This is a genomic window from Sinisalibacter aestuarii (assembly GCF_027923545.1).
Classification (GTDB): domain Bacteria; phylum Pseudomonadota; class Alphaproteobacteria; order Rhodobacterales; family Rhodobacteraceae; genus Sinisalibacter; species Sinisalibacter aestuarii.
In genome coordinates this window covers 219687-245793 of sequence record NZ_BROH01000005.1, presented here as the reverse complement: position 1 = coordinate 245793, position 26107 = coordinate 219687, and the positions used below count along the sequence as shown (strand labels likewise).

At 67.4% G+C, this 26107-nt stretch carries 23 protein-coding genes; 14 read left to right on the top strand and 9 right to left on the bottom strand.

The annotated features are described in order from the left end of the window. Positions 1 to 251: 251 nt before the first annotated feature. Positions 252 to 2273, top strand: a complete 2022-nt coding sequence (locus QMG28_RS10825; RefSeq protein WP_281842307.1) for a M3 family metallopeptidase — start codon at positions 252 to 254, stop codon at positions 2271 to 2273. A gap of 18 nt (positions 2274 to 2291) precedes the next feature. Here the strand turns inward: QMG28_RS10825 and QMG28_RS10820 are convergent, their stop codons facing one another. From QMG28_RS10820 to QMG28_RS10810, 3 genes are all read right to left on the bottom strand, one after another. Further along, on the bottom strand, positions 2292 to 3197 hold the full coding sequence (locus QMG28_RS10820; RefSeq protein WP_281842306.1) for a cation diffusion facilitator family transporter: 906 nt from the start codon (positions 3195 to 3197) through the stop codon (positions 2292 to 2294). A gap of 78 nt (positions 3198 to 3275) precedes the next feature. After that, complete coding sequence (locus tag QMG28_RS10815) at positions 3276 to 4328, bottom strand: capsular polysaccharide export protein, LipB/KpsS family (protein ID WP_281842305.1); 1053 nt, start codon at positions 4326 to 4328, stop codon at positions 3276 to 3278. Then, positions 4274 to 4789, bottom strand: a complete 516-nt coding sequence (locus QMG28_RS10810; protein ID WP_281842304.1) for an SH3 domain-containing protein — start codon at positions 4787 to 4789, stop codon at positions 4274 to 4276. Before QMG28_RS10810 ends, QMG28_RS10815 begins: the two co-directional genes overlap by 55 nt. Before the next feature lie 120 nt (positions 4790 to 4909). Here QMG28_RS10810 and QMG28_RS10805 point away from each other — a divergent pair, with 120 nt between their 5' ends. The 7 genes from QMG28_RS10805 (at position 4910) to QMG28_RS10775 (ending at position 10579) form a co-directional block, all read left to right on the top strand. Then, entirely contained in the window at positions 4910 to 5896 is a 987-nt protein-coding gene (locus QMG28_RS10805; protein WP_281842303.1) for a 2-hydroxyacid dehydrogenase, read from the top strand. A 186-nt stretch (positions 5897 to 6082) separates the two neighbouring features. After that, complete coding sequence (locus QMG28_RS10800; RefSeq protein ID WP_281842302.1) at positions 6083 to 6496, top strand: hypothetical protein; 414 nt, start codon at positions 6083 to 6085, stop codon at positions 6494 to 6496. Positions 6497 to 6766: 270 nt separating this feature from the next. Next, a complete protein-coding gene (locus QMG28_RS10795; RefSeq protein ID WP_281842301.1) occupies positions 6767 to 7414 on the top strand; it encodes a hypothetical protein in 648 nt (215 codons plus the stop codon). A gap of 90 nt (positions 7415 to 7504) precedes the next feature. Beyond that, the gene (locus QMG28_RS10790) at positions 7505 to 7786 is read left to right on the top strand and encodes a HypC/HybG/HupF family hydrogenase formation chaperone (RefSeq protein WP_281842300.1); all 282 of its coding nucleotides are present in this window, start codon (positions 7505 to 7507) and stop codon (positions 7784 to 7786) included. After that, positions 7783 to 8928 carry a hydrogenase formation protein HypD gene (hypD, locus tag QMG28_RS10785; protein WP_281842299.1) on the top strand — a complete coding sequence of 382 codons (1146 nt, stop codon included), beginning with the start codon at positions 7783 to 7785 and terminating at the stop codon, positions 8926 to 8928. The genes QMG28_RS10790 and hypD overlap by 4 nt, the downstream gene beginning before the upstream one ends. A 164-nt stretch (positions 8929 to 9092) precedes the next feature. Continuing rightward, positions 9093 to 10115, top strand: coding sequence for a hydrogenase expression/formation protein HypE (gene hypE, locus QMG28_RS10780; protein ID WP_281842298.1), 1023 nt, complete (start codon positions 9093 to 9095; stop codon positions 10113 to 10115). A gap of 32 nt (positions 10116 to 10147) precedes the next feature. Beyond that, positions 10148 to 10579 (top strand): DUF6841 family protein, encoded by a 432-nt coding sequence (locus QMG28_RS10775; RefSeq protein ID WP_281842297.1) that lies wholly within the window; start codon positions 10148 to 10150, stop codon positions 10577 to 10579. 6 nt (positions 10580 to 10585) lie between these two features. Here QMG28_RS10775 and QMG28_RS10770 read toward each other — a convergent pair whose 3' ends face one another. The 3 genes from QMG28_RS10770 to meaB form a co-directional block, all read right to left on the bottom strand. After that, complete coding sequence (locus tag QMG28_RS10770; RefSeq protein WP_281842316.1) at positions 10586 to 12409, bottom strand: ABC transporter ATP-binding protein; 1824 nt, start codon at positions 12407 to 12409, stop codon at positions 10586 to 10588. A gap of 91 nt (positions 12410 to 12500) precedes the next feature. After that, positions 12501 to 14330: an ABC transporter ATP-binding protein gene (locus QMG28_RS10765; RefSeq protein WP_281842296.1), complete on the bottom strand. Its 1830-nt coding sequence runs from the start codon at positions 14328 to 14330 to the stop codon at positions 12501 to 12503. A gap of 190 nt (positions 14331 to 14520) precedes the next feature. Then, positions 14521 to 15498 (bottom strand): methylmalonyl Co-A mutase-associated GTPase MeaB, encoded by a 978-nt coding sequence (meaB, locus tag QMG28_RS10760; RefSeq protein WP_281842295.1) that lies wholly within the window; start codon positions 15496 to 15498, stop codon positions 14521 to 14523. A gap of 118 nt (positions 15499 to 15616) precedes the next feature. Between meaB and QMG28_RS10755 the strand changes: the two genes are divergently transcribed. From QMG28_RS10755 to QMG28_RS10740, 4 genes are all read left to right on the top strand, one after another. Continuing rightward, positions 15617 to 16270, top strand: a complete 654-nt coding sequence (locus QMG28_RS10755; RefSeq protein ID WP_281842294.1) for a DUF3108 domain-containing protein — start codon at positions 15617 to 15619, stop codon at positions 16268 to 16270. Between the two features lie 21 nt (positions 16271 to 16291). Next, entirely contained in the window at positions 16292 to 18733 is a 2442-nt protein-coding gene (gene hrpB, locus QMG28_RS10750; RefSeq protein WP_281842293.1) for an ATP-dependent helicase HrpB, read from the top strand. 220 nt (positions 18734 to 18953) lie between these two features. After that, entirely contained in the window at positions 18954 to 19367 is a 414-nt protein-coding gene (locus QMG28_RS10745; protein ID WP_281842292.1) for an NUDIX hydrolase, read from the top strand. Between the two features lie 136 nt (positions 19368 to 19503). After that, positions 19504 to 20985 carry an inorganic phosphate transporter gene (locus QMG28_RS10740; protein WP_281842291.1) on the top strand — a complete coding sequence of 494 codons (1482 nt, stop codon included), beginning with the start codon at positions 19504 to 19506 and terminating at the stop codon, positions 20983 to 20985. Here QMG28_RS10740 and QMG28_RS10735 read toward each other — a convergent pair whose 3' ends face one another. The 3 genes from QMG28_RS10735 to QMG28_RS10725 form a co-directional block, all read right to left on the bottom strand. Next, positions 20986 to 21927, bottom strand: coding sequence for a cation diffusion facilitator family transporter (locus QMG28_RS10735; protein WP_281842290.1), 942 nt, complete (start codon positions 21925 to 21927; stop codon positions 20986 to 20988). It abuts the gene before it with no gap. A gap of 90 nt (positions 21928 to 22017) precedes the next feature. Continuing rightward, positions 22018 to 23223 carry an endonuclease/exonuclease/phosphatase family protein gene (locus QMG28_RS10730; protein WP_281842289.1) on the bottom strand — a complete coding sequence of 402 codons (1206 nt, stop codon included), beginning with the start codon at positions 23221 to 23223 and terminating at the stop codon, positions 22018 to 22020. A gap of 58 nt (positions 23224 to 23281) precedes the next feature. Then, positions 23282 to 23800 carry a hypothetical protein gene (locus QMG28_RS10725; protein WP_281842288.1) on the bottom strand — a complete coding sequence of 173 codons (519 nt, stop codon included), beginning with the start codon at positions 23798 to 23800 and terminating at the stop codon, positions 23282 to 23284. A 136-nt stretch (positions 23801 to 23936) separates the two neighbouring features. Between QMG28_RS10725 and QMG28_RS10720 the strand changes: the two genes are divergently transcribed. Together QMG28_RS10720 and QMG28_RS10715 are read left to right on the top strand one after the other, a co-directional pair. Beyond that, positions 23937 to 24788, top strand: coding sequence for a LysR family transcriptional regulator (locus tag QMG28_RS10720; protein ID WP_281842315.1), 852 nt, complete (start codon positions 23937 to 23939; stop codon positions 24786 to 24788). Then, the gene (locus tag QMG28_RS10715; RefSeq protein ID WP_281842287.1) at positions 24785 to 25681 is read left to right on the top strand and encodes a DMT family transporter; all 897 of its coding nucleotides are present in this window, start codon (positions 24785 to 24787) and stop codon (positions 25679 to 25681) included. Before QMG28_RS10720 ends, QMG28_RS10715 begins: the two co-directional genes overlap by 4 nt. Positions 25682 to 26107: the final 426 nt, after the last annotated feature.

Genomic DNA, 26107 nt, shown 5'->3' with positions numbered 1-26107 from the left:
TTCAACAAACTGAAGCAATACAGGGGCCTGGCCACCCGCTACGACAAACACGCCGAGACCTTCATGGCCGGCGTCACTCTGGCCGCCATCCGCATCGCAATACGGGCTAATGAGTCTACGGCCTAGAGTTCTAGAGGTCCGGCGTCCCGCCCTCATCTGCACGCCCCCATCACGGCGTCCTCACATTTTCCCGCCCGCCGGACTGGCGCAGCCCGTCCGATCGCCCTAGCTTCCCCTCAAAGGAGACGCGCATGACCAATCCCCTGCTTTCCGACTGGACCGGCCCCTTCGCCCTGCCGCCCTTCGCCGAGATCGAAGACGCGCATTTCGGCCCGGCCATCGACGCCGCGCTGAGCGAGGCCCGCGCCAATATCGCCGCCATCGCCGACAATCCCGATGAGCCGACATTCGCCAACACCATCGAAGCGCTGGAAGCGGCGGATGAAACGCTCTCGAAAGTGCTCGGGGTCTTCTTCAACCTCGCCTCCGCCGATGCCAATCCGGCGCGCGAGGCGTTGCAGCGCGAGGTCTCGCCGAAGCTTGCCGCCTATTCCGCCGAGATCACCATGAACCCGGCGCTCTTCGCCCGGATCGAGGCGCTCTGGCAGGCGCGCGATACGCTGGGTCTCACCGACGAACAGGCCCGCGTGCTGATGCTCACCCGGCGCGGTTTCACCCGCTCGGGCGCGCTGCTCGAAGGCGACGACCGCGACCGGCTCAAGGAGATCATGCAGCGCCTCTCGGTGCTCGGCACCTCCTTTACCCAGAACCTGCTGGCCGACGAGCGCGACTGGGCGATGGACCTGTCGGAAGACGATCTTAAAGGGCTGCCCGGTTTCGTCACCGATGCCGCCCGCGCCGCCGGGGCCGAGCGCGGTGCGGCGGGGCCGGTGGTCACCCTCTCGCGGTCGCTGATCACGCCCTTCCTCACCTTCTCGCCCAATCGTGCGCTGCGGCGCAAAGCCTATGACGCCTATGTGGCGCGCGGTGCGGGGGGCGGCGCGACCGATAACCGCGCCATCGCCGCCGAAACGCTTGCGCTGCGCGCGGCGCGTGCGGCGCTGCTGGGTCATGAGACATTCGCCGGTTTCAAGCTGGCGACCGAGATGGCGAAAACGCCGCAAGCGGTGCGCGATCTGCTCATGCAGGTCTGGGCCCCGGCCCGTGAAGCGGCCGAGCGCGATGCGGTAATTCTTGAACGAATGCTGCATGCCGATGGCATTTCCGGGCCGCTTGAGCCCTGGGACTGGCACTATTACGCCGAAAAGCGGCGGCAGGCCGAGCATGATCTCGATGAAGCGGCGCTCAAGCCCTACCTCCAGCTCGACCGGATGATCGAGGCCGCCTTTTCGGTGGCGGGCCGGCTTTTCGGCCTCGAATTCCGCCCGCTCGACGGCCCGTTCTACCACCCCGACACGCGCGGCTGGGAGGTCACCCGCGATGGCCGGCACATGGCGGTGTTTCTCGGCGATTACTTCGCCCGCGGCTCGAAGCGGTCGGGCGCCTGGATGAGCACGTTCCGCGACCAGAAGGGCGGTGACGCGCAGCGGCCCATCGTGGTCAACGTCTGCAATTTCGCCAGGCCCGAGGCGGGCAAGCCTGCATTGCTCAGCTGGGACGACGCGCGCACGCTGTTTCACGAATTCGGCCATGCGCTGCACGGGATGCTGTCGGACGTAACCTATGGCTCGATCTCCGGCACCTCGGTGGCGCGCGATTTCGTCGAACTGCCGAGCCAGCTTTACGAGCACTGGCTCGAAGTACCCGAGGTGCTGGCCGAATTCGCCACCCATGCCGAAACCGGCGCGCCGATGCCGCGCGACATGCTCGACCGGCTGCTGGGCGCGGCCACCTACGATATGGGGTTCCAGACCGTCGAATACGTCGCCTCGGCGCTGGTCGATCTGGCCTTCCACGATGGACCCGCCCCCGCCGATCCGATGCAGAAACAGGCCGAGGTGCTGGAAGAGATCGGCATGCCGCGTGCGATCCGGATGCGCCATGCCACGCCGCATTTCGCCCATGTCTTTGCCGGCGACGGCTATTCGTCCGGCTATTATTCCTACATGTGGTCGGAGGTGATGGATGCCGACGCCTTCGCCGCCTTCGAGGAAACGGGCGATTACTTCGATGCGGAGACCTCGCAACGGCTGGAGCGTTTCGTGCTCTCGGCGGGCAGCGTGCAGGACGAGGCGCAGGCCTATATCGACTTCCGTGGCGGCCTGCCCGGGGTCGAGGCATTGCTGAAGGGGCGCGGGCTGGTCGTGGCCTGACCACCCGGCGATCCGCGCTCAGGTGCGGGAGGGATCGTCGGGGTGCGGCGTCACGCCCACCGGGTCCTGGTGGATCAGCACGTCGCTGTCGGGCACTTCGTTCAGCAGGGCCCGGCGCAGGGCGGCGGCGATGGCATGGGTCTCGTCGAGGGTCTTCTGCCCGTCGAGTTCGATATGCACGGTGATGAAAGTCTTCGATCCGGCCATGCGCGTTTTGAGATCGTGGTAGCCGTGGACGCCGGGAAAGCCGCTCAGCACGGCTTCAACCTCGGTCACCACCTCCTCGGGCGCGGCGCGGTCCATCAACGCGTCCCAGGCGCCCTTGAAGATCCGCACCGCTCCCACCGCCAGCATCGCGCCCGCACCGAGCGCGACCACGCTGTCGATCTGGGTCAGGCCGAAACTGGCCGAGGCCCAGAGCGAGAGGATCGCGCCGACATTGGGCAGAAGGTCGCCGAGGTAATGCAGCCTGTCGGCCTTCACCACCTTGTTGTTGGTGCGCCGCGCCACCCAGGATTGCCATGTCACCAGCGCGGCGGTGAGCAGGATCGACACCGCCATCACCGCCATGCCCTTGCCCTGGTGCAAGAGCGGCTCGGGGTTTTCGGCGAGCAGCCGGGCAATGGCGGCCCAGCCGATCACGCTGGCCGAGATCATGATGAACACCGACTGCGCCAGCGCCGCGAGGTCTTCGGCCGAGGTGTGGCCATAGGCGTGATCCTCGTCCGCCGGGCGCGCCGCATAGGCGATGGCCGCCAGCCCGCCGAGCGAGACCATCAGGTCCATCGCGCTGTCGGCCAGCGAGGCGGCGACCGAGAGCGCATGGGTCTCGCCGAGCGCCCAGATCTTCAGCGCCACCAGCACCAGCGCGACCGATGACGATGCAAGACCGGCAGAGAGATTCATCCTGGTTTTTTCGGCCATCGGCAAAGCTCCTTGGCCGGAGGTTTAGGGCCGGCACACGGGCAGGGCAAGCTGGCAGCGCCGCAAAACGGCGCGGTGTTACAGGAACGCCTTTTCCCGGATCCGCGCTACCGCGCGTTCGGCGAAATTGTCCTTGGCCTCTTCCAGCAGGTTGCGCCCGAGAAACCAGTAGAAATATTTCTCGAACGGGAAGTCCGCCATCGCGTCCGGCCCGTAATCGAGCGCGTCGCTCAGATCGCCGGGGTTCTTCGCGGTCAGCGTGGCATGGCGGTAATCGGCCTTGGCGCAGGTCACCACAGTTTTCTTCTGCATCAGCGCCTCGAAGCCGGCAGAGGAGTTCTGCGTGACCACCACGCGGGATTTTTCGATCAGATCGTGCACCGACGCCTCGGAGACCTGCACGTTCTGGTAATCCTGCGCCACCGAGAGCAGATCGCGCCGGCTGGCTTTGGACTGGCGCGGATGCAGTTTGACGTAGATGAGCCTGGAGCGGTCATGCTCCGCCGCCGTGCGGATCATCTGCTCGTTGGTCATGAAATGCGCGCGATTGCGCAATCCCTCGATATCCTGCGCAAAGATCACCGCGGCGGCGGGTTCGAGATGGTCGGGCATCCGTTCGGTCTGCGGCGCTTTCGAAACGTTCTCGCGCAGCATCCAGCCCGAGACGCCGTTGAAGAAATACTCGGCATGGCCGAAATTCACCCGTTCCGGGCAGAATTGCATGAGCCGGACCGACGAGTGCCAGCCGACGCCGACTTCGTCGAGATACCAAAAGCCGGGGATATGGCCCTGATCGACATGCAGCATGTTGCGGCCATAGCCGGGGATATCGCCCATCACAACGTGCACATGGTCGGCGGTCGGGTCGATCAGCGCCTCGGCGGGTTTCGAGCGGGCGCGCACCACGCGGGTGTCGATGCCGTGATGGGCCAGCTCGGCTACCAGCTTCGGCCAGAACCCGTCTGAACTGTCGAGCACCGAGCCGATCCAGTTGGCCCCGGCATGTACGATCACCGCCCGGCGGCCGGTCCGGTTCAGGCTTTTGGCGGCGGCGGGCGTCGTGACTTCGTCGATCCCTAGTCGAAAACCTCGTCCGCCCGCACGCCCCACAACGCCGATTTGACCATCCATCCCTTCAACCCCTCCACACGTACCCGGCACCAGTCCACAGCACATTTGTCAATCGAGACGATCACCCCCGCCTCAAGCCTTGCATTCACGGGCGCGCTCTGATCGGCGCGCGCATAGAGCGCGGCAAGGTCGGCCTCGACCAGCCCAGTGCGCGCGCCCGACAGCAATGTGTAATGCACCCAGCCGCCGACGCCGTCGCGGTCGCGCACCTGCCGCCAATGGCCGAATTCGCCGATGACTTCGAGCGGCATGCCGCGGCGGGTGAAAACCCAGTCGATCCGGTGGGTCAGCGAGGGGCCCCGGCGCACATTGCCTTCGCCGGTCTTGAGCGACACGAAGCGGGGAATGGGGAGGTTGGTGACCGCGCCACGCTCGACCGCGTTGCCCGGCCCGGCCGCGGCGAACGCAAACAGCCCCGCCAACAGAAGCGACGCCAGCCGCAATGGTCCGGTTGCCTTCATTTACTGCCCATCCAACGCGCTGTTTTCGTTATCGTGCGCCTTCTGACGCTTGTGCCTCATCGCGTTAGCCGTCACCATGCCAGAGGGAGCGGAGCGCTGTAAAGCCACGGGAGGAATTCGATGCCATCAGAACGGCTGAGTGTTGTCGTGACGCGACGGTTGCCGGAGGCGGTCGAGGCCCGGATGCGCGAATTGTTCGATGTGGAGCTGAACGAGACCGATGCCCCGATGAGCCGCGAGGCGCTGGCCGGGGCGATGCGCCGGGCGGATGTGCTGGTGCCCACCCTCACCGACAAGATCGACCACGGGCTGCTGGCGCAGGCGGGCGATCAACTCAAGCTGATCGCCAATTACGGTGCCGGGGTCGATCATATCGACGTGGCCACCGCCCGCGCGCGCGGCGTGCTGGTGTCCAACACCCCCGGCGTCTTGTCGGAAGACACCGCCGATATGGCGATGGCCCTGATCCTCGCCGTCACCCGCCGCATCCCCGAGGGGTTGGCGGTGATGCAATCGGGCGACTGGCAGGGCTGGTCGCCGATGGCGCTGCTCGGCGGGCGGATCGCCGGGCGCAAGCTTGGCATTCTCGGCATGGGCCGGGTCGGGCAGGCGCTGGCGCGCCGCGCCCGCTGCTTCGGCATGGAGGTGCATTACCACAATCGCCGGCGGCTGCACCCCGACATCGAAGCGGAGCATGATGCGACCTGGTGGGACAGCCTCGACCAGATGGTGAGCCGGATCGACATTCTCTCGATCAACTGCCCGCACACGCCCTCGACCTTCCATCTGATGAATGCGCGCCGGCTCAAGCTGATGAAGCCCGATGCGGTGATCGTGAATACTTCGCGCGGCGAGGTGATCGACGAGAACGCGCTCACCCGGATGCTGCGCACGGGTGAGATCGCGGGGGCGGGGCTCGACGTGTTCGAACACGGCACCGAGGCCAATCCGCGCCTGCGCGCCCTGCCCAATGTGGTGCTGCTGCCGCATATGGGTTCGGCCACCCGCGAGGCGCGCACCGAGATGGGCGAGAAGGTGCTGATCAACATCCAGACCTTCGCCGATGGCCACCGCCCGCCCGATCTGGTGGTGCCGAGCATGGTGTGAGGCAAAGCGCGCACTGAATTCACCCAAAATGCGGGTTCCGTGGCTCGCCACCGGGGCGTTCCGGGGCATCCTTCAGGATGGATTGCGGCCGGCGTGTTATATCTGTATAACGACACCGGGAATCGCGTTATAGTAATATAACGTCCGCATCGTATTCGCGGGCGATCTGTGTGAAAGGACCTCTCAATGTCTCGTGGGAAACTCAATATGGCGGGCGGGCTGCTCTTTCTCGCCGCGTTCATGGCCTATGGCTTCATCCTGATATGGCTGCGCGATTTCGCGCCCGGCAAGGAGCAATGGGTGGCCGATTATGCCATTGGCGAGCATTTCGAGGCGCGGCTCGCGCATGTGCATGGCAACCTGTTCGCGTTGCTCAATGTGCTGATCGGGTATCTGGTGTGGAAGCTGCCGATTGATCCGATCTCGGCAAAGTGGGTGTCGTGGCTGGCATTTGGCGGGATGCTCATGCCGGTCGGCATTCTCGCTGAACTCCTGTTTGGTGCGCCACCCTACCTTGTTCTGGTTGGCGCGGTGATGATCGTCGTCGCGATGGCCTGGCTTGGCTTCGCTGTCTGGAGAACCCGTCTGAGCGTGAACTGAGCGCCTACGCTCTCCCTCCGGGCTCGTCTCGCCCGGAGGTGCTGCGCCCTGTGACGGGGGCGGAGCGAGACGGGCAATGTTCGACATCCCACGCGACCGCCCGGTTCGCTCCGCCACTGCTCTGGATCGTGTGGTGCTGCGCCTGCCATCCCGAACGGAGACACCTCCCGAGGCGTTGGTGCGCGTCTTGCCGCCAGGTCCGCCTCCTGGCGACATCACCCCGCGCGAACATAGATTGACGCTGTCGCCGGTCCGTTCGAAACTCGCCCCATGACCCGCTACCTCGCCCTTGCCGCCCTCCTGCTGGCCGCCGCCTGCGCCCGTCCGCTCACGCCCAGCGAGACGCTGGTGGCGAAGAACCTGTTTGGCGACACGCTCGATACCGAAGCGGTCAGCATCAAGGCCGGGATCGGCATGCTGCCGCTGCCGCGCGACCGGGCGCGGGAGGGGAGCGGGGTGGTGGTGATGGAAGCGCCGCCCGATCTGTGCGTGCGCCGCCGGTCTACCCAGCGCTACTGGAGCTGGCCCGCCGCCTTCGTGCTGGAGAACGACGTGTATTTCTCCTACCGCTTCTATGCCGCCGATGCGTTCCGGGGCTTTCCCGACAGCGCGCCCTATCCGGCCTCGATCCTGCTGGCCCATGAGCTTGTGCATGTCTGGCAATGGCAGAACCGCGCCCGGACCGCCTATACCACCGAGGGCGCGGCGGGCGAGACCATCGCCCATGTCGATCCCTATTGGTTCGAGGCGAGGCGCGATGCCGAATTCTTTGCGCTGGGCTATGAGCAACAGGGCGCGCTGGTGCAGGATTTCGTCTGCTACGCGCTGTTCGACCGCGACGATCCGAAGCTCGACGATCTCGCTTCGGTGCTGCGTCCGGTGCTGCCGGTGGACGATTTTCTTGCCATGCTGCGCTGAGCGGCGCGGCTCCGGCTTTGACCTCGCGCAATTTCCGGCGCAGTCTTCGGTGCTAGAAACAGCCAAACCCCGCGCGACAGGAGAGGGCTCATGTGCCTTGGAATTCCCGGACAGATTGTCGAGATCACCGATGCGGCGCGGATGATGGCGCGCGCCGATGTGTCGGGCGTGAAGCGTGAGGTCAGCCTCGCCTGCGTCGCGGATGGCGGGCCGGATGCGCTCGTTGGCCGCTGGGTGCTGATCCATGTGGGCTTCGCCATGGCGGTGATCGACGAGGCCGAGGCGGCGGCGACGCTGGAGGCGCTGCAGCATCTGGGCGAGGCACAGGAAACCCTGGCCCAGATGGCCGAGGGCGAGCGGGCGCTGTCATGAGGTTCGTCGAGGAATTCCGCGATCCGGCGCTGGCCAAAGCGCTCATAGCCGGGATCGACGCCACTGCCACGGCTATCGGGGCGACGAAGGACAACCCGGTGCGGATCATGGAAATCTGCGGCGGCCACACCCATGCGATCTTCCGCTATGGGCTCGACCGGCTGGTGCATGAGGGGATCGAGTTCATCCACGGGCCCGGCTGCCCGGTCTGCGTGCTGCCGATGGCGCGGGTGGACGAGGCGGTGCAGATCGCCGAGCAACCGGGGGTGATCTTCACCAGTTTCGGCGATGCGATGCGGGTGCCGGGCACGAAGAAGTCGCTGCTGCAAGCCAAGGCCGAGGGCGCCGATATCCGCACCGTCTATTCGCCGCTCGACGCGCTGGAACTGGCGCGGCGCAATCCCGAGCGCGAGGTGGTGTTTTTCGGTCTCGGCTTCGAGACGACCACGCCCTCCACCGCGCTCACCATCCAGCAGGCGGCGCGCGAGGGGATGAAGAACTTTACGATCTTCTGCAACCACATCACCGTGCCGCCGCCGATCCGCGCGCTGCTCGACGATCCCGACATGCTGCTCGACGGGTTCATCGGCCCCGGCCATGTGAGCATGGTGATCGGCATCCACGCCTATGATTTCATCGCCCGCGACTATGGCAAGCCCATCGTTGTGGCCGGGTTCGAGCCGACCGATCTGCTGCAATCGGTGCTGATGGTGCTCCGGCAGATCGAAGAGGGCCGGGCGGAGGTGGAAAACCAATATGCCCGTGTGGTGCCGGAGCTTGGCAACCCGGTGAGCCTGGCCGCCATCGCTGACGTTTACGAGGAGCGCCCGAGCTTCGCCTGGCGCGGGCTGGGCGAGATCGACCTGTCGGGGCTTCGCATTCGCGAAAAATACGCCCTCTACGATGCCGAGGCGCGGTTTGGCATCGGCTATGGCGCGGCGCGCGCGCGCGAGGTGGCCGAACCCGAGGGCACCGAATGCGCGGCCGTGATGACCGGCAAGATCAAGCCCACCGGCTGCCCGATGTTCGGCACCCAATGCACGCCGGAAACCCCGCTTGGCGCGCTGATGGTCTCGTCGGAGGGAGCCTGCGCGGCCTATTGGCAATATGGCGGGCGGCGGGCGCCGGAGGCGGCGGAGTAGCATGGGGATTCCACCCCGCTGCAATCCGCTGGCGGATTGGGCGACAGTACGGGAAGGGGGCTCCGCTCCCGCTCCAATCCGCTGGCGGATTGGGCGACAGTACAGGAAGGGGGCTCCGCCCCCGGCCGCAAGCGGCCTCCCCCGGGATATTTGGAGCAAGATGAATGGTATTGCGCGGTGACAGGGTGACGCTGGCCCATGGCGGCGGCGGCAGGGCGATGCGGGATCTGATCGAGGAGGTGTTTACCGACAGCTTCGAGCCCGCCTCGATGGAGGATCAGGCCCGGCTGGAGGCGGCGGCTCTGGCCGAGCCGGGCGCGCGGCTGGCCTTCACCACCGACAGTTTCGTGGTCAGCCCCGTCGAGTTTCCCGGCGGCGATATCGGCTCGCTTGCCATCAACGGCACGGTGAACGATCTGGCGGTGGGCGGGGCCACGCCGCTCTGGCTGTCGGCGGCCTTCATCATCGAGGAGGGCACCGAGATCGCGCTTCTGCGCCGGGTGGTGGCGACGATGAAGGCAGAGGCCGACCGCGCCGGGGTGAAGATCGTGACCGGCGACACCAAGGTGGTGGGGCGCGGCGCGGCGGATACGCTGTTCGTCACCACCTCCGGCGTCGGGGTGATCCCGCCGGGGCGCGATCTGGCCGCCACCCGGATCGCGCCGGGTGACGTGGCTATCGTCAACGGTGTGCTGGGCGATCACGGCGCCTGCATCCTCGCGGCGCGGGGCGATCTGGCGCTGACCTCCGATCTGCAAAGCGATTGCGCCGGGCTGGGGCATCTGATGGAGGCGGTGCTTGCCGCCGCGCCGGGGGCGAAGGCGGCGCGCGACTGCACGCGCGGCGGGCTGGCTTCGGCGCTGAACGAGATGGCCGAGGCGGCGGGTGTGGGTATCGAGATCGACGAGGCGGTGTTGCCGCTGCGCGCCGAAGTGAAGGGCACCTGCGAGATCCTCGGGCTCGATCCGCTCTACCTCGCCAATGAGGGGCGGCTGGTCGTCTTCGTGCCCGAGGATCAGGCCGAGGCGGCGCTGGCGGCGATGCGGGCGGTGGACACCGGCGCGGGGGCGACGATCATTGGCTGGGCGATTGCGGAGCCGGCGGGCCTTGTGACGATGCGCACGCTGTTCGGCGGCACCCGGATTGTCGACATGCTGGTGGGCGAGCAATTGCCGCGGATCTGCTAGGCCGGTCCGCCGCAGCAGGGGAGGGAGACCCGATGGAACAGGCCGTCGCCGCGCTGTTCGACCGTTACGAGCGCCTGTTTGCGCAGGCTCTGGCGGGCGAGGCCGACATGGAAGATGTCGCCGCGCTTTATGCGAGCGACATGATCGCCGCCGCGCCCGCCGGGGTGATGACCGCCAGGAACGACGAGGCGCTGAAGCAGGCGATGGCGCAGGGCTATGAGCGCTACCGGGCGCAGGGCACCCGATCCATGCGGGTGCGCCAGCTCCGCATCACCCAGATTGATGCGCTGCATTGCCTGGCCCATGTCGGCTGGAGGGCCACCTATGCCCGCAGCGATCTGGAAGAGACGGCGATTGATTTCGACGTTCACTATCTTGTGCAGCTGCGCGACGGGGAGGCGAAGGTGTTCGGCTGGATCACGGGCGACGAGGAGGCCGAGTTGAAACGGCATGGCGTGATCTGAGCCGCGCTACCCCTCGCCCAGAAACCCGCCCGATTGATGCGCCCAGAGGCGGGCATAGAGCCCGCCCGCGGCCAGCAGCGCCTCATGGCTGCCTTGTTCGGCGATCCGGCCATCCGACAGAACCACGATCCGGTCCATATGCGCGATGGTGGAGAGGCGGTGGGCGATGGCGATCACCGTCTTGCCCTGCATCACGTCGTAGAGCGTGTCCTGAATCTCGGCTTCCACCTCGCTGTCGAGGGCGCTGGTGGCCTCGTCGAGCACGAGGATCGGCGCGTCTTTCAGGATCGCGCGGGCGAGGGCGATGCGCTGGCGCTGGCCGCCCGAGAGCTTTACCCCGCGCTCGCCCAGATGCGCCTCGTAGCCGCGCCGCCCCGATCCGTCGACCAGCCCGGCGATGAAATCGTCGGCGCGGGCCTTGCGGGCGGCGGCGTGCAGCGCGTCTTCGCCGGCATCGGGGTTGCCGTAGAGGATATTGTCGCGTGCCGAGCGGTTGAACAGCGCGGTTTCCTGCGTGACCATGCCGATGGCGCGGCGCAGGCTGTCTTGCGTCACGCCACGCAGATCCTGCCCGTCGATCAGGATGCGGCCCGCTTCGGGGTCGTGCAGGCGCAGGAGCAGCGCCACCAGCGTGGATTTGCCCGCGCCGGAGGGGCCGACGATGCCGAGTTTTTCGCCGGGGGCCACGTCGAGACTGATCGCGGTCACCCCACCCACGGCCTTGCCATAGGCGAAATCGACGCCGTCGAACCGGATCCCGCCGCCGGTGAGCGCGAGCGGTCTGGCATCGGGCGCGTCGGGCAGGCGGCGGTCGGGGGTGAGCGTGCGCATCCCGTCCTCGATCTCGCCGATATCGCGGTAGAGCCCCATCAGCGCGAAGGAGACCCAGCCGGTCATCTGTGCCACCCGGATCGACACCACCCCGGCGGCGACGATATCGCCCTCGCTCGCCGCGCCGCGCGACCAGGCCACCAGCGCTCCGCCGGTGAGCAGCAGCGGCAGCAGCCCCGCCAGCACCATGAGCGAGAGCCGCAGGCTGGCCGACAGTTTGCCGAATTCCAGCGCGCGGCCGCGGAAGGTGTCGATCGCGTCGATGGCGGCGGCGTCCTCGCGCTCGGCATGGGCGAAGAGCTTGACCGTGCGGATATTGGTGATCGTGTCGACGACTTGCCCGGTCACCACCGCCCGGGCGGCGGCGCGTGCCTTGGAGCGCAGCCGGATGCGGGGCATGAACCAGCGGATCAGCGCGATATAGAAGACGAACCACACCGCGAAGACCAGCGCCAGCCAGGGGTCGATGGCCGTCACCAACGCGAAGGTGCCGATGAGCGAGGCCAGCGCGAAGGCCAGCACGTTGATCGCCTCGACCACGAAATTGGTCATCGCATTGGCCGTCTGCGCCTGTTTCTGTGCGATCCGCCCGGCAAAATCGTCATCGAAGAAGCCGACCGACTGGGTCAGCATCCAGCGATGCAGCCGCGACATGACGAGCGGCGAGACGGCGGGGGCCACGACCACGGCGGTGGCGAGGTTCGACAGCCCGAAGGCGAGGGGGCGGGCGAGCAGGAAGAAGGCGAGCGCCAGGGCGAAGATGCCGGCGTTTGCGGCGGTGAACAGCGCCTCGCGCCCGTGGCTGACCACCGTGTCGATCACCTTGCCGAGCACCCAGGCGGTGCCGGTCTCGGTCAGCCCCGCCAGCGCCGAGACGATGGCCGCCAGCGCGATCACGCCCCAGGCGCCCGAGATGCACCAGCGGATGAAGGCCATCAGCGCGTGCGGCGGCGCGCCCTCGGCGGGGCGGAACGGGTCAATCAACTCGGAAGGTTTCACGCGCATGCGGAATGTCTATGCCTCCCGTCGGGCAGGGCCAAGCCTTCAGCTTGCGAAAATGCGGCCGGTGGGGGCGAACCGCCCCCACCTTTCAACTCTCCGCCAGAAAACCGCCCGATTGCCGGGCCCAGAGATCGGCATAAAGGCCGCCCTGCGCGACCAGCGCGTCATGCGGCCCGTCTTCCACCACGCGGCCCTCGTCGAGCACCACGATCCGGTCCATCCGGGCGATGGTGGAGAGGCGGTGGGCGATGGCGATCACCGTCTTGCCCTCCATCATGCCGTAGAGCGTATCCTGAATGGCCGCTTCCACCTCGCTGTCGAGCGCGCTGGTGGCTTCGTCGAGCACGAGGATCGGCGCATCCTTCAGCATCACCCGGGCAATGGCGATCCGCTGACGCTGGCCGCCGGAGAGCTTCACGCCACGTTCGCCGACATGGGCGTTATAGCCCGTGCGCCCTTTCGGATCTTCCAGCCGGCCGATGAAGTCATGCGCCTCGGCCCGCCGGGCGGCGGCCACCATCTGCTCTTCGTTCGCGTCGGGGCGGCCATAGAGGATATTCGCGCGCACCGAGCGGTGCAGGAGCGAACTGTCCTGGCTGACCATGCCGATGGCGGCGCGCAGGCTGTCCTGCGTCACCCCGGCCACGTTCTGCCCGTCGATCAGGATGCGGCCCTGTTCGGCATCGCGGAAGCGCAGCAGCAGGTTGACCAGCGAGGATTTGCCGGCGCCGGAGCGCCCGACCAGCCCCACCTTCTGCCCGGCCGGAATGGTGAGCGAGACGTGATCGAGCCCGCCGGTGCCCTTGCCGTAATGGTGGCTGACATCGTCGAACGCGATCTCGCCGCGCCCGAGGCTCAGCGCCGGCGCGCCGGGGGCGTCGGTGATCTCATGCGGCACCGAGATGGATTTCAGCCCCTCGCGGATCACGCCCGCATGTTCGAACAGCCGGATCGTCACCCACATGATCCAGCCCGACATGCCGTTGAGCCGGATCGTCAGCGCCGAGGCGGCGGCCACTTCGCCCACGGTGATCAGGCCGTTGGTCCAGAGCCAGAGCGAGGGGCCGAGCACGCCGATGATGAGCAACCCGTTCAGCACGTTCTGGCCAAAGCTGAGCTCGGTCATCAGCCGCAGGAACCGCTGGAACCGCAGCCGGTGGCGGCGCATGGCGGATTGCACGTAATCCTCTTCGCGCGCGCCCTGGCTGAACAGCTTCACGCTTTCGATATTGGCATAGGCGTCGACCACCCGCGCGGTGACGAGCGAGCGCGCATCGGACCACTTTTCCGAGGCCGAGGAGACGCGGACCGCGATCCAGCGGGTGTAGATCACATAGGCCACAAGCCAGAGGAACAGCGGCAGGGCGAGCCAGGGCGTGACCTGCCCGAGGATCACCATCGCCGCGATCACGTAGGTAAGCGAGTACCAGATACCCTCGAAGGCCATATAGGTGCTGTCTTCCACCGCCGGGCCGAGCTGCATCACACGGTTGCTGAGCCGCCCGGCAAAATCGTTCTGGAAAAAGCCCATCGACTGGCCGAGCAGGTGCTTATGCGCCCGCCAGCGCACCTGATCCTGCATGTTCCCCGCCAGCGTCTGCTCAAGGAAGAAGTGATTGAGCACGATGGCGATGGGCCGGAGGATCAGCACGAAGAGCGCGGCGAGGAACAGCTCAAGCCCATGCGCCTGCCAGAAACTCTCGGGCGGGGTCTCGTCCATCAGGTCGACCACATGGCCGGTGTAGAAGATCAGCCCGGTCTCGATCAGTGCGACGACCACGCCGGTCGCGGCCATCCAGACCATCCAGCGGCGGAAATTGCCGTAATGGGTTTTCAGATAGGCCCAGACCGTCGCCGGCGGCGTGGCGGTGCCATTGGGGGTGAAGGGATCGACGAGGTTCTCGAAAAAGCGAAACATGACGGGAGTCCGTGAACGGTAAAACGGAAAATTGGTGGATGCGGGGCTGGCGGCCAGCCCGTCAGGACCGGCGGTTCAGCCGAAATATCGGGCCCTGATTGCGTACATCCACACCTCCATCATGTGCTCCCGGGGTGATAGCGCGAGCAACGCCGCCTGTCACCCCTTTTCGTCGGGTCAGCCGGGGCGCTCAGCGGTCCAGCACGTCGAGCACCTTGTCGGCGGCCGCGCCCGGCGAGGTTTCGCCCGCCGCGACGCTGTCGCCCAGATCAGCCACCATGCCGCGGATGCGCGGATCGTTTTCCAGCCGGGCGAGCAGCGCCGCGCGCAGCTCTTCCTCGAACCAGCGCCGCGCCTGTTCGGCCCGGTTGGCGGCCCAGTATCCCTGTGCCCGCCGCCACTCCGCCAGGGCGCCCATCGCCGCCCAGGCTTCGGGCAGCCCGTCATAGCTGAGCGCCGAAACCGTCATCGCGCGCGGATAGCCGTCCGGGTCCTGCGCCCGTTTGCGCAAGAGCCGCAGCGCGCCCGCGTAATCGGCGCAGGTGCGCATGGCGGTCTCTTTCAGCGCGCCATCGGCCTTGTTGACGAGGATGAGATCGGCCATCTCCATGATGCCGCGCTTCACCCCCTGCAATTCATCGCCGCCCGCCGGTGCGATCAGCAGCAGGAACAGATCGGCCATGCCCGCCACCATCGTCTCCGACTGGCCCACGCCGACCGTTTCGATCAGCACCACGTCGAACCCGGCGGCCTCGCAGAGCGCCACCGCCTCGCGGGTGCGCCGCGCCACGCCGCCAAGCTGGGTCTGGCTGGGCGAGGGGCGGATGAAGGCATTTGCCTCGCGCGCCAGGCGCTCCATCCGGGTCTTGTCGCCGAGGATCGAGCCGCCGGAGCGCGCAGACGAGGGATCGACGGCCAGCACCGCCACTTTCAGCCCCCGTTCGATGAGGAACATCCCGAAGGCTTCGATGAAGGTGGATTTGCCCACTCCCGGCGTGCCCGACAGCCCGATCCGCAGCGCCTCGCGGCCCGCGCCCTTCAGCGCGTCGAGCAGGCGTGCCGCCTGCGCCCGGTGATCGGGCCGGGCACTTTCGACCAGCGTGATCGCGCGGGCCAGCGCCCTGCGCTCGCCTGCCGCCACCCGCTTTGCCAGATCGTCGATATCCATCGTCTGTCCCTCTTGCCGGTTTGTCTTGCCCGCCCCGGCCCTGCTTGTCCAGTCACGCAAGGCCCGCCGGTTTGTGCTAGCGTGGCGCAGCAACAGGTAGGGCTGCGATTCGGAAGCAATGTTGGAAATTGTGCAGAAGTGGTTTGCCGGTTTCGCGCTGGCGCTGGGGCTGGCCGTCCCGGCGGCGGCGGAGAACCTGAGCGCCACCTTCGGTGTGCGCCTCTACGGCGCGCCGGTGGGGCGGATGGTGGTTGCCAGCAACTCCAACGGTTCCAGCTATGCGGCCAAGGGCGAGTTTCGTACCACAGGATTGGCCGGGCTGCTCGCACGGGTCCGCTTCACCATGAGCGCGCGCGGCGCGGGCGAGGTGCCGCGGATGCGGTCGCACAGCTATTCCGAAGATCTCGATACCGGCTACCGCACCTCGTCGGCCAACCTGGCCTTCAGCAGCTCCGATGCCCGGATCGACCCGCTGACCGCCTTGCTCGCCGCGCTGGTCGACCGGCCCGCCAGCACCGGCTGCGCCTTCGACGGGCAGACCTTCGACGGCGAGCGGTCGATGCGGGTGCGGATCCGCAAGGCCAGCGAGAGCGATGAGGGCATTACCTGCACCGGCCAGCTCACGCGGGTGCAGGGCTACACGGCCGAGGAAATGGCGCAGGCCACCGGCTTTCCCTTCTCGATCGAATTCCGCCGCGCGGGCGACACGCTGGTTGCCGAGCGCGCGGATGTGAAGACGATCCACGGGCAGGTCGCGCTTGTCCGCCGCTGACCGCGCGGCGATAAGGACCGTATGACGCCGCTTCCCATCGACGCTGCCATTCCCGACCTGCTGGCTGCCATCACCGCGGCCGGGCGCGCCGTTCTGGTGGCCCCGCCCGGCGCGGGCAAGACCACCCGCGTGCCGCTCGCGTTGCTCGATGCGGTGCAAGGCCGGATCGTGATGCTGGAGCCGCGCCGCCTTGCCGCCCGCGCCGCCGCCGAACGCATGGCAGAGACGTTGGGCGAAGCCGTGGGCGAGACGGTGGGCTTCCGCATCCGGGGCGAGGCGAAGCTGGGCAAGGCCACCCGGATCGAGGTGGTGACCGAGGGCGTTCTTACACGAATGCTGCAATCGGACCCCGGTTTGGACGGGATCGGCGCGGTGATCTTCGACGAATTCCACGAACGCTCCCTCAATGCCGATCTCGGCCTTGCGCTGGCCTGGGAGGCACGCGGCGCGTTGCGCGACGATCTGGTGCTGGTGGTGATGTCGGCGACGCTCGATGCCGGGCCGGTCGCGGCGCTGATGGACGACGCCCCGGTGGTGGTGAGCGAGGGGCGGGCCTTTCCGGTTGCGACACGGTGGCTCGATGCCCCCCTGCGCAAAGAGATCCGGTTCGAGGCGGCGGTGGCCGATCTGGTGCTGCACGCGGTGGCTGAGACCGAGGGCGGCGTGCTCGTCTTCCTGCCCGGTGAGGGCGAGATTCGCCGGGTCGAGGCGGCACTTGCCGGCGCTCTGCCCGCCGAGTGCCACCTGCGCCCGCTCTACGGCGCGATGGAGCTCGCGGCGCAGCGCGCGGCGATCCGGCCCGAGCGCGCGGGCCGCAAGCTGGTGCTTGCCACCTCGATTGCCGAGACCTCGCTGACCATCGAGGATATCCGCGTGGTGGTCGATGCCGGTCGGGCGCGGCGTGCGAAGGTGGACCCGGGCACCGGGATGAGCCGGCTGGTGACCGAGCGCGTCTCGATGGCCGAGGCCGATCAGCGCCGGGGCCGGGCGGGACGGGTGGCCGAGGGCACCTGCTACCGGATGTGGACGAAGGGCGAGGAGGGGGCGCTGGCCGCTTTTCCGCCCGCCGAGATCGAGGTGGCCGACCTGGTGCCATTGGCGCTGGAACTGGCGCTCTGGGGGGCGGGCGATGGCGAGGGCCTGGCCTTTCTCACTCCGCCCAATCCCGGCGTGCTGGCCGAGGCGCGCGGCCCGCTCACCGGGCTTGGTGCGCTCGACGAGGCGGGCCGGATCACCGATCACGGCAAACGTCTGGCCGCCTTGCCGCTGCATCCGCGGCTTGGCCATATGCTCGTGGTGGCGGGGCGCGCGGCGGCCCCGCTCGCGGCGCTGATGGAGGAGCGTGATCCGCTGCCGCGCGGCGCGCCGGTGGAGCTTGCGCTGCGCCTCGCCGCCATTGCCGACCCGTCCCGGTTCCGGCGCGATCACGGGATCGAGCCGAACCGCGGCACCGTCGAGCGCATCCGCACCGAGGCGAAGCGCCTCTCGCGGCTGGTGGCGCCGGGCGAAGGGCTGAGCGCTGCACAGATGGCCGCGCTCGCCTATCCCGACCGGGTGGGGCTGCGGCGCAAGGGCGACGATCCGCGCTATGTGCTTTCGGGCGGCAAGGGCGCGCTGCTCGATGCAGGCGATCCGCTGGCGGGTCAGCGCCTGATCGTCGTCACCGATACCGACGGCAACCCGCGCGAGGCGAAGGTGCGCATGGCAACCGTGATCAGTGAGGCGGAGCTGCGCGCGGTGCATGGCGACGCGATTGGCTGGCAGAATGTCTGCGACTGGTCGAAGCGCGAGGGCAGGGTGGTGGCGCGCGAGCAGGAGTGTTTCGGCGCGCTGGTGCTCGACGACCGCGCCTGGCGCGAGGCCGATCCGGAGGCGGTGGCCCGCGCCATGCTCGACGGCGTGCGCGAACTGGGGCTGCGCCCCTCCGATGCCGCGCGCCGCTTCATCGCGCGGGTTGAGCTGGTGCGCGCCGCCGGGGCGGATCTGCCCGAGATGAGCGAGGCGGCGCTGATGGAGCGCCTCGAAGACTGGCTCCTGCCGCATCTGGGCGGGGTAAGAAGCGCCGCCGACTGGAAGCGCTTCGACATTCTCGCCGCGCTGCGTGCCCGGCTCGACTGGGGCCGGATGCGGCTGCTCGACCGTGAGGCCCCGGCGCAGTTCGAAACGCCGATGGGCCGCAAGGTGCCGATCGACTATGCCGGCGAGGCGCCCGAGATCGCGGTGCGGTTGCAGGAGATGTTCGGCACCACCCGTCATCCGCGGGTGGCGGGCCGGCCGCTGCGGGTGGTGCTGCTCAGCCCCGCCGGGCGGCCGGTGCAGACCACCACCGATCTGCCCGCCTTCTGGGACACATCCTATGACGATGTGCGCAAGGATATGCGTGGGCGCTACCCCAGACACCCCTGGCCCGACGATCCGCGCGCGGCGCAGCCGACGCTGAGGGCAAAACCGCGCGGAGGCTGAAAGGCAAGCCTTATCAATGGCTTGATATGCCGCTTCCGGTTGTGCTGCTGTGGCCCGGATGCACATGTGCCCGAAAAACCGCAATAGTTTCGGGGGGTTAAATGCGCTCGAATTGCAATTTAGCAAAACTTTCACTATTTTGATGTACAACAACAAAAAACATCAGGCGGGTTAGATGTCGTCAATTTTTTCCAAAGCCTGGGATGGCGTCGTTCGTCCCATGATCCGGCGGCCCAGCCGGTTTCAGGTCGCCGCGCTGTGCTATCGCAAGACCGGCGGCCAGAAAGAGGTGCTGCTGATCACCACCCGGGGCACCGGCCGCTGGATGCTGCCGAAGGGCTGGCCGATGGACGGCAAATCCGCCCCCGAAGCCGCGCGCATCGAGGCCTGGGAAGAAGCCGGGGTGAAATCCAAGAAGGTCGGGCGCCGCCCGGTGGGCGAGTTCGACTACCTCAAGATGCACGATGACGGGCTGGCCGAACCCTGCTCGGCCACGGTCTACCCGATCAAGGTGGCCAAGGTGGTCGACGACTTCCCCGAGGCGGGCCTGCGCAAGCGCAAATGGGTGCCGCTCGAACAGGCCGCCGACATGGTCGAGGAAGAGAGCCTGCGCGCCCTGCTGCGCGGCTTCTGAGCACCGCTTTTCCGCATTCCGCCCCGCGCCCGTCGCCTGCGACGGCAGCGCCATTGCATTGATGACGCTCCTGCGGTAGCCCGCCCCGGACTGTAACGGTTTCATGACGGAATCGTAACGCCCCGGGGGGACTGGAATGGCCGCAGGCAAAGGCAGCAACCAGTGGCGCACGCTCGATAAAGACCTCGGGCGGATCGGCCAGCTTGAGCTTGCAACCCAATATGTCGCGCGGCCGATGGTCGGGATGGGGATTGCGCTCGCCTTCATCGTGATCGCGGCTTTTGTCGCGTCGCTGTTCTTCGGCCAGTCTCCCACCAATTACGTCGTCGTCGCCGCCGCGGCCTTTGGCGCTTACATGGCGCTCAATATCGGCGCCAACGATGTGGCCAACAATATGGGTCCGGCGGTGGGGGCCAATGCGCTGACCATGGGCGGCGCCATCGTCATTGCCGCCCTGTTCGAGAGTTTCGGCGCGCTCTTCGCGGGCGGCGACGTGGTTTCGACCATCTCCAAAGGGATTATCGACCCGCATTCGGTCGAAGACGGCAACGTGTTCATCTGGGCGATGATGGCCGCGCTGATCTCGTCGGCGCTGTGGGTCAACCTTGCCACCTGGATCGGTGCGCCGGTCTCCACCACGCATTCGGTCGTGGGCGGCGTGATGGGGGCGGGTGTGGCCGCCGCCGGGATGAGCGCGGTGAACTGGTCGTCGATGGGGGCGATTGCGGCCAGCTGGGTGATCTCGCCGGTGCTGGGCGGGGTGATCGCCGCCGGCTTTCTGGCCTTCATCAAGCGCCATATCATCTATGTCGACGACAAGATCGCCGCCGCCCGCCGCTGGGTGCCGGTGCTGATCGCGATCATGGCGGGGGCCTTCGCCGCCTATCTGTCGGTCAAGGGCTTCAAGCATATCGTCACCATCGACCTGCCGACCGCGCTGCTCATCGGCGTTGGCGTCGGCGCGGTCACCTATGTGATTTCGGCGCCGCTGATCCGCCGCCAGTCGGAAGGGATGGAGAACCGCAACAAGTCGCTCAAATCGCTCTTCGCGGTGCCGCTGGTGATCTCGGCGGCGCTGCTGTCCTTCGCCCATGGCGCGAATGATGTGGCCAACGCGGTCGGCCCGCTCGCCGCCATCGTCCATGCCGAGAGCCTTGGCGAGTTTGCCGGCCAGGTCTCGATCCCGATCTGGGTGATGATCATCGGCGCTTTCGGCATCTCCTTCGGGCTGATGCTGTTCGGGCCGAAGCTCATCCGCATGGTCGGCAGCCAGATCACCAAGCTCAACCCGATGCGCGCCTATTGCGTGGCGCTCTCCGCCGCCATCACCGTGATCGTGGCGAGCTGGCTGGGCCTGCCGGTTTCGTCCACGCATATCGCCGTGGGCGGCGTCTTCGGCGTGGGGTTCTACCGCGAATGGCACACCACCCGCCGCCGCCGCCTTGCCAATAATTCGCGCCCCGATGGCAAGCGGCTGCCGGCGGAGGAACTGCGCCGCCGCAAGCTGGTGCGCCGCTCGCATTTCATGACCGTGGTTGCCGCCTGGGTGATCACCGTGCCGGCGGCGGCGCTGATGTCGGGGCTGATCTACTGGCTGCTCAGCGCGACCATGATGTGATCAGGCCGCGCCGATGGCGTGGCGCGCATCGGCGCAATCGTCAGCCGGGGTTTCGGTGTCGAGCGTCACATGGCTGATATCGAAGCGCTCCGCCAGCATCGCACGCAGCGCCGCCTTCACCCCGCGCAGCCCGGCGAGATCGTCGGCATCGGTCACCACATGCGCCTCCAGCGAGGTGACATGCTCCGAGATTTGCCACAAATGCAGGTGGTGCACGCCGGTCACCCCGTCGACCGTCTCCATTGCCGCCAGCACCGCCTTCGGGTCGATCTCCGGCGGGCTGCCCAGCATCAGGATACGGATCACCGCGCGGATCTCGGTCAGGGCCATCCACAGGATGTAAAGCGCGATGCCCAGCGTCACCACCGGATCGGCGAACCGCCAGCCGAACAGGAGCACGACGAGGCCCACCGCGATCACCGCGACCGAGCCGAGCGCGTCGGCGAGATTGTGCAGGAAGGCGGCGCGGATGTTGAGGCTTTCCTTCGAGAGCCGCCAGGTGAGCAGCGCCGTCACCAGATCGACCGCCAGCGCCAGCACCGCCACGGCGATCACCAGCCCGCCCACGATCTCGGCGGGGTGCAGGAAGCGGTCGACCGCCTCCCAGATGAGCCATAGCCCGATCACGATCAGCGTGGTGTAGTTGATCAGCGCCGCCACCAGTTCGGCGCGCTTGTAGCCGAAGGTCATGGTGGCGTCGGTCGGGCGGCGGGCGATCTTGCGCGCGGCCCAGGCGATGGCGAGCGAGGCGGCGTCGGACAGGTTGTGTATCCCGTCCGCGATCAGCGCGACGGAACCCGACAGGAGCCCGCCGACGATCTCTGCCACGGTCAGCGCGAGGTTAACCCCCACCGCCGCGCCCACCGCCCGGTCGCCCGCCTCGGGCGACACGTGATGGTGGTGATGGCCGTGGCCGTGATCGTGGTGGTGGTCGTGGGGCATCGCGTATCCTCCGGCCCGATGCTGCGCCGCGCCCGGCCTGGGCGCAACCCCGGCGGTGTCATCGCGGCGAAAATACCCGCGCCGCGCCGGTCAGTCCTGCCGCAGCCGCAGATGCGCCTTGATCTGACCGTGATCGGAGGCAAGCTTGTTATAGGGCGCTTCCGGGTGCGAGCCGTCGGTGATGTGGTCGTTCAGCACCGAGAAATATTCCATATCGGCGATCCTACCCCCGAAATCCGGGTCGAAATGGCGCGAGAGCAGGATCTGGTCGATGCTTTCGTAAACCCCGCCGAAGGCCGAGGTGTAGACCATGTCGCGCAACGATTTGCGCACGAACAGGCTCTCGGCCGAATGCAGGCGCATCCGCTCGACCTTTTCGGTGATGAGAATGTGCTCTTCCTCGCTGTAGCGGTCGGAATAACTCTGGGCATCGTGGCGCAGCATCCAGCCGTAATTGCGGAAGGGAAGCTCGCCCGAAATGATCTCGGACGAGACCGCGTGTTCGCCATCGTTGAAATCGCCGAGCGCCACCACCGGGTGGCCGCGTTCGAGCTCGGCGACGATCTCGCGCCGCAGTACCCAGGCTTCCGCCATCCGCCGCACCGCCGCGCGCAGGCTGCCGAGCGCGCGGCCGACGGGATCGTAGCGCGTCAGATCCTCCTCGGGGGCGTAGTCCGCACCTTCGGGCGTGATGAATTCACCGAGCTTGGATTTCATGTGGCAGTTGAACAGCGTGACCACATGGTCGCCCACCGGGATGCGCACCTTGAGGATCGGGCGCGAGAGCCGGCGCAGGGTGAACTGGCCCGCGTCCAGCGCGCCATCCATCCCGCGCAGCGGCTGGAACGGAATGGTCAGCGGCGCGGGCAGGTCCTGGATGATCTCCGGCTCACCGGCGAAGCCCAGACGCGAGAGCACGGCCACGCCGGGCCGGCGTTCGCCCGGCACGCCGGCATCGGCGGCATTCGGGGCGAAGGCCAGCGCCGCCCCGTCCCAGGGCGCCACGCCGAGCTTGTCGAAGATCACCTTGCGCCGGTAGGCCTTGCCCCGGTCGGGGATCACCGCATCGTTGAGCGCCCGCGCGCGGCGGCTCGCCAGCGCCACCACGTCGGCCAGCGCCTCCTCCTCGAAGATCTCCTGAAACCCGATCACATCGGCATCGAGATCGACGAGCTGGTCGGCCGTCCAGTCGCGTTTCCAGGCGTATTCCTCGGGCGTGTAGGACTGGAACCGGTAATATTCCTTGTCCGGCCCGATCAGGTTCTTCACGTTGAAACTGGCGATCGAAAACTGCATGGCGTGCTCCCTTGTCGCCCCTGTCTACGGCAGACGGGGGCGGGGGAACAGGGCAGGCTTACCGCGCCCGCCCCGTGCTTGCGGGCGTCTCATTGGCATCTGCGCGCGCGGCGTCGAGCCAGCGGTTGATCGCCTCGGCGGCACGGTGGTGGCCGGCGCCGCTGGAATAGGCCTCCGTCACCGGGTGGCGGCCCAGGCTCTGCCCCGCCTCGATCACCAGCACCACCCGGTAGGTGCTGGCGCTGTCGGAGGACCGGCTTTCCTCGATCTCGGCACGGTCGATCTCGTCAAGCGCATGGCGCACCGTCGTGCCGCCGAAGATCGTGCGCCGGCGCAGTTCGACCCAGGCGCCGGGCTTGTGAAACACCGCCTGCACCCGCTGCACGAAGGCCCAGAAGGCAAAAAGCCCCAGCCCGCCGCCGACAATGGCGAAGATCAGCCCGAGCGGCTCGCCCGACAGGGTAACCGACAGCCCGACGCCGACGAAGACAAGGATGAACAGGCTGAGCATGATCCCGATCAGCAGGGGCCGGTCTTCGACGATCAGCAGATCGGGCGTATCGGTGGTGACCTTCATGGCGCGAGCATAGCGCCGCGCCGCAGGGCGGGGAAGGGTGCGCGGGCCGTTCGGGCTATCGCTGCCCCCCTTGTGCCGGGGCACACGATCTGATCCTTTAGCCCCGCATATGTTCACCAGCGCACCGGGGGCGGCGATGGACCATTGGGACGAATTACGCACCGCCTACGCGGTTGCGCAGCACGGCACCGTGTCGGGCGCGGCGGCGGCGCTGGGCGTGCACCATGCGACGGTGATCCGCCATGTCGATGCGCTCGAAGCGCGGCTCGGGGTGAAGCTGTTTCAGCGCCATGCGCGCGGCTACACCCCCACCGAGGCGGGCGAGGAGCTGGCCCGGGTGGCCAGCGCGACCGACGATCAGTTCGCCCAGCTCGCGGCGCGGCTGACGGGGCAGGGCGCCGAGGTGCAGGGAGAACTGGTGGTGACGACGCTGGCAAGCCTTGGCCCGCGCATCGTGCCGGTGCTCGCCAGCTTTCAGGCCATGCACCCCAAGGTACGGCTGCGCCTGCGCACCGGGCGGCGGCTGTTCCGGCTCGAATATGGCGAGGCCCATGTGGCGATCCGGGCGGGTCGGCCGCCGGAGGAGCCCGACAATGTGGTTCAGCCGATCGCCGAGATCCAACACGCGCTCTATGCCGCACCCGATTATATCGCCCGGCGCGGCCATCCGGAGGGCGACTTTGCCGGCCACGATTTCGTTGGCCCCGATGACGACACATCCGCCTCGCCGCTGATGCGCTGGACGCTGGCCAATGTCGCCCGGGAGCGGATCGTGTTCCGTGCCGACGAAGACGGTGCGCTGGAGGATGCGGTACGCGCCGGAATGGCGCTGGGCTTCCTGGCGGTCGACGAGGCGGCGGGGCTTGTGCAGATTGCGCCGCCGCGTCCGGAATGGGCCGCCAGGTTCTGGCTCGTCACCCATGTGGATTTGCACCGCTCGGCCAAGGTGCAGGCCCTGACCCGGCACATCAAGGAGGCCTTTGCATGAGCCGATACGGCGGCGCGGATGCTGTCAGGGGGCACCTCGCCATGCTGGCCTTCTCGGCGCTGGTGGCCGGGTCGTTCAGCTTTGGCGGGCTGATGGCGAACGAAATCTCGTCGGTGGTGTTGCAGGCGATGCGCTTTGCCCTGGCGGCGATGATCGTCGGCGTGGTCGCCATCGCCACCGGCAAGCTGCGCGGCGCCGATCTGCGCGCGCCCTGGCGCTATGTCGTGCTCGGCACCACCTTTGCCTTTTACTTCGTGATGATGTTCGAGGGGCTGAAAACCGCCCCGCCGGTCTCGGCCTCGGCGGTGATGACGCTGATGCCGATCATGACGGCGGGCTTTTCCTTCATCCTGCTTGCCCAGCGGACCACGCTGCGGATCGCCGGCGCGCTCGGTATCGGTGCGGCCGGGGCGCTCTGGGTGATTTTCCGCGGCGATCTCGGCGCGCTTCTCGCCTTCGATGTCGGGCGTGGCGAGTGGCTCTATTTCCTCGGCTGCATCGCCCATGCACTCTACGTGCCGCTGGCGCGCAAGGTGAACCGGGGCGAAGCGGCGGTGACCTCGTCCTTCCTGGTGCTCTCGGCGGGCGCGCTGGCGCTGACGATCTACGGCTGGAACGATATCCGGGCGACCGATTTTGCCGCCTTGCCGCCGATCGTCTGGATTGCGCTCGCCTATCTCTCGCTCGGCGCGATGTCGATCACCTTCGTGCTCCTGAACTTCGCCTCGATGCGCCTCGCGGGGGCCAAGGTGATGGCCTATACCTACCTCACGCCGGGCTGGGTGATCCTGTGGGAGCTGGCCTTTGGCCATGGTCTGCCGGGAGCGACGGTGCTGCTGGGCGTCGGCCTGACGCTGGCGGCGGTGGTGCTGCTGCTGAAGCATGAAGGCTAGGGCTGGCTACGCTTGGTTATCAGGGTTTTGACGTGGGTGTCGGGTGCTGCGGGATTTCCTTATGTGTAAGGGATTAGCGGGGCTTCCGATCTCCACTTATCCGGATAAGTGGAGATGGCCGCCGACCCTGGGGCGCTTGGTTAACAGGTTGTTGCTGCGGGCAGGGGCACTGACGAATTGTGTTTTGCCACAAGGGTTTACCCGCCGCTCAATCTCCACTTATCCGGATAAGTGAAGACCGGGATACCGGCCAGCTTCCCTTAACGGTCCGGTGACGCGGGCACCAGACGCCGGGGATTCCTATTTATCGTCAGGGTGTTATCCGTCTGCGGCATCTCCACTTATCCGGATTTCCAGATTTCCGGTGCCGCGGCGAACAAGACGATAACCCCGTCCCGCCGTGCCACGCGCCGATCCGTTTGCCGG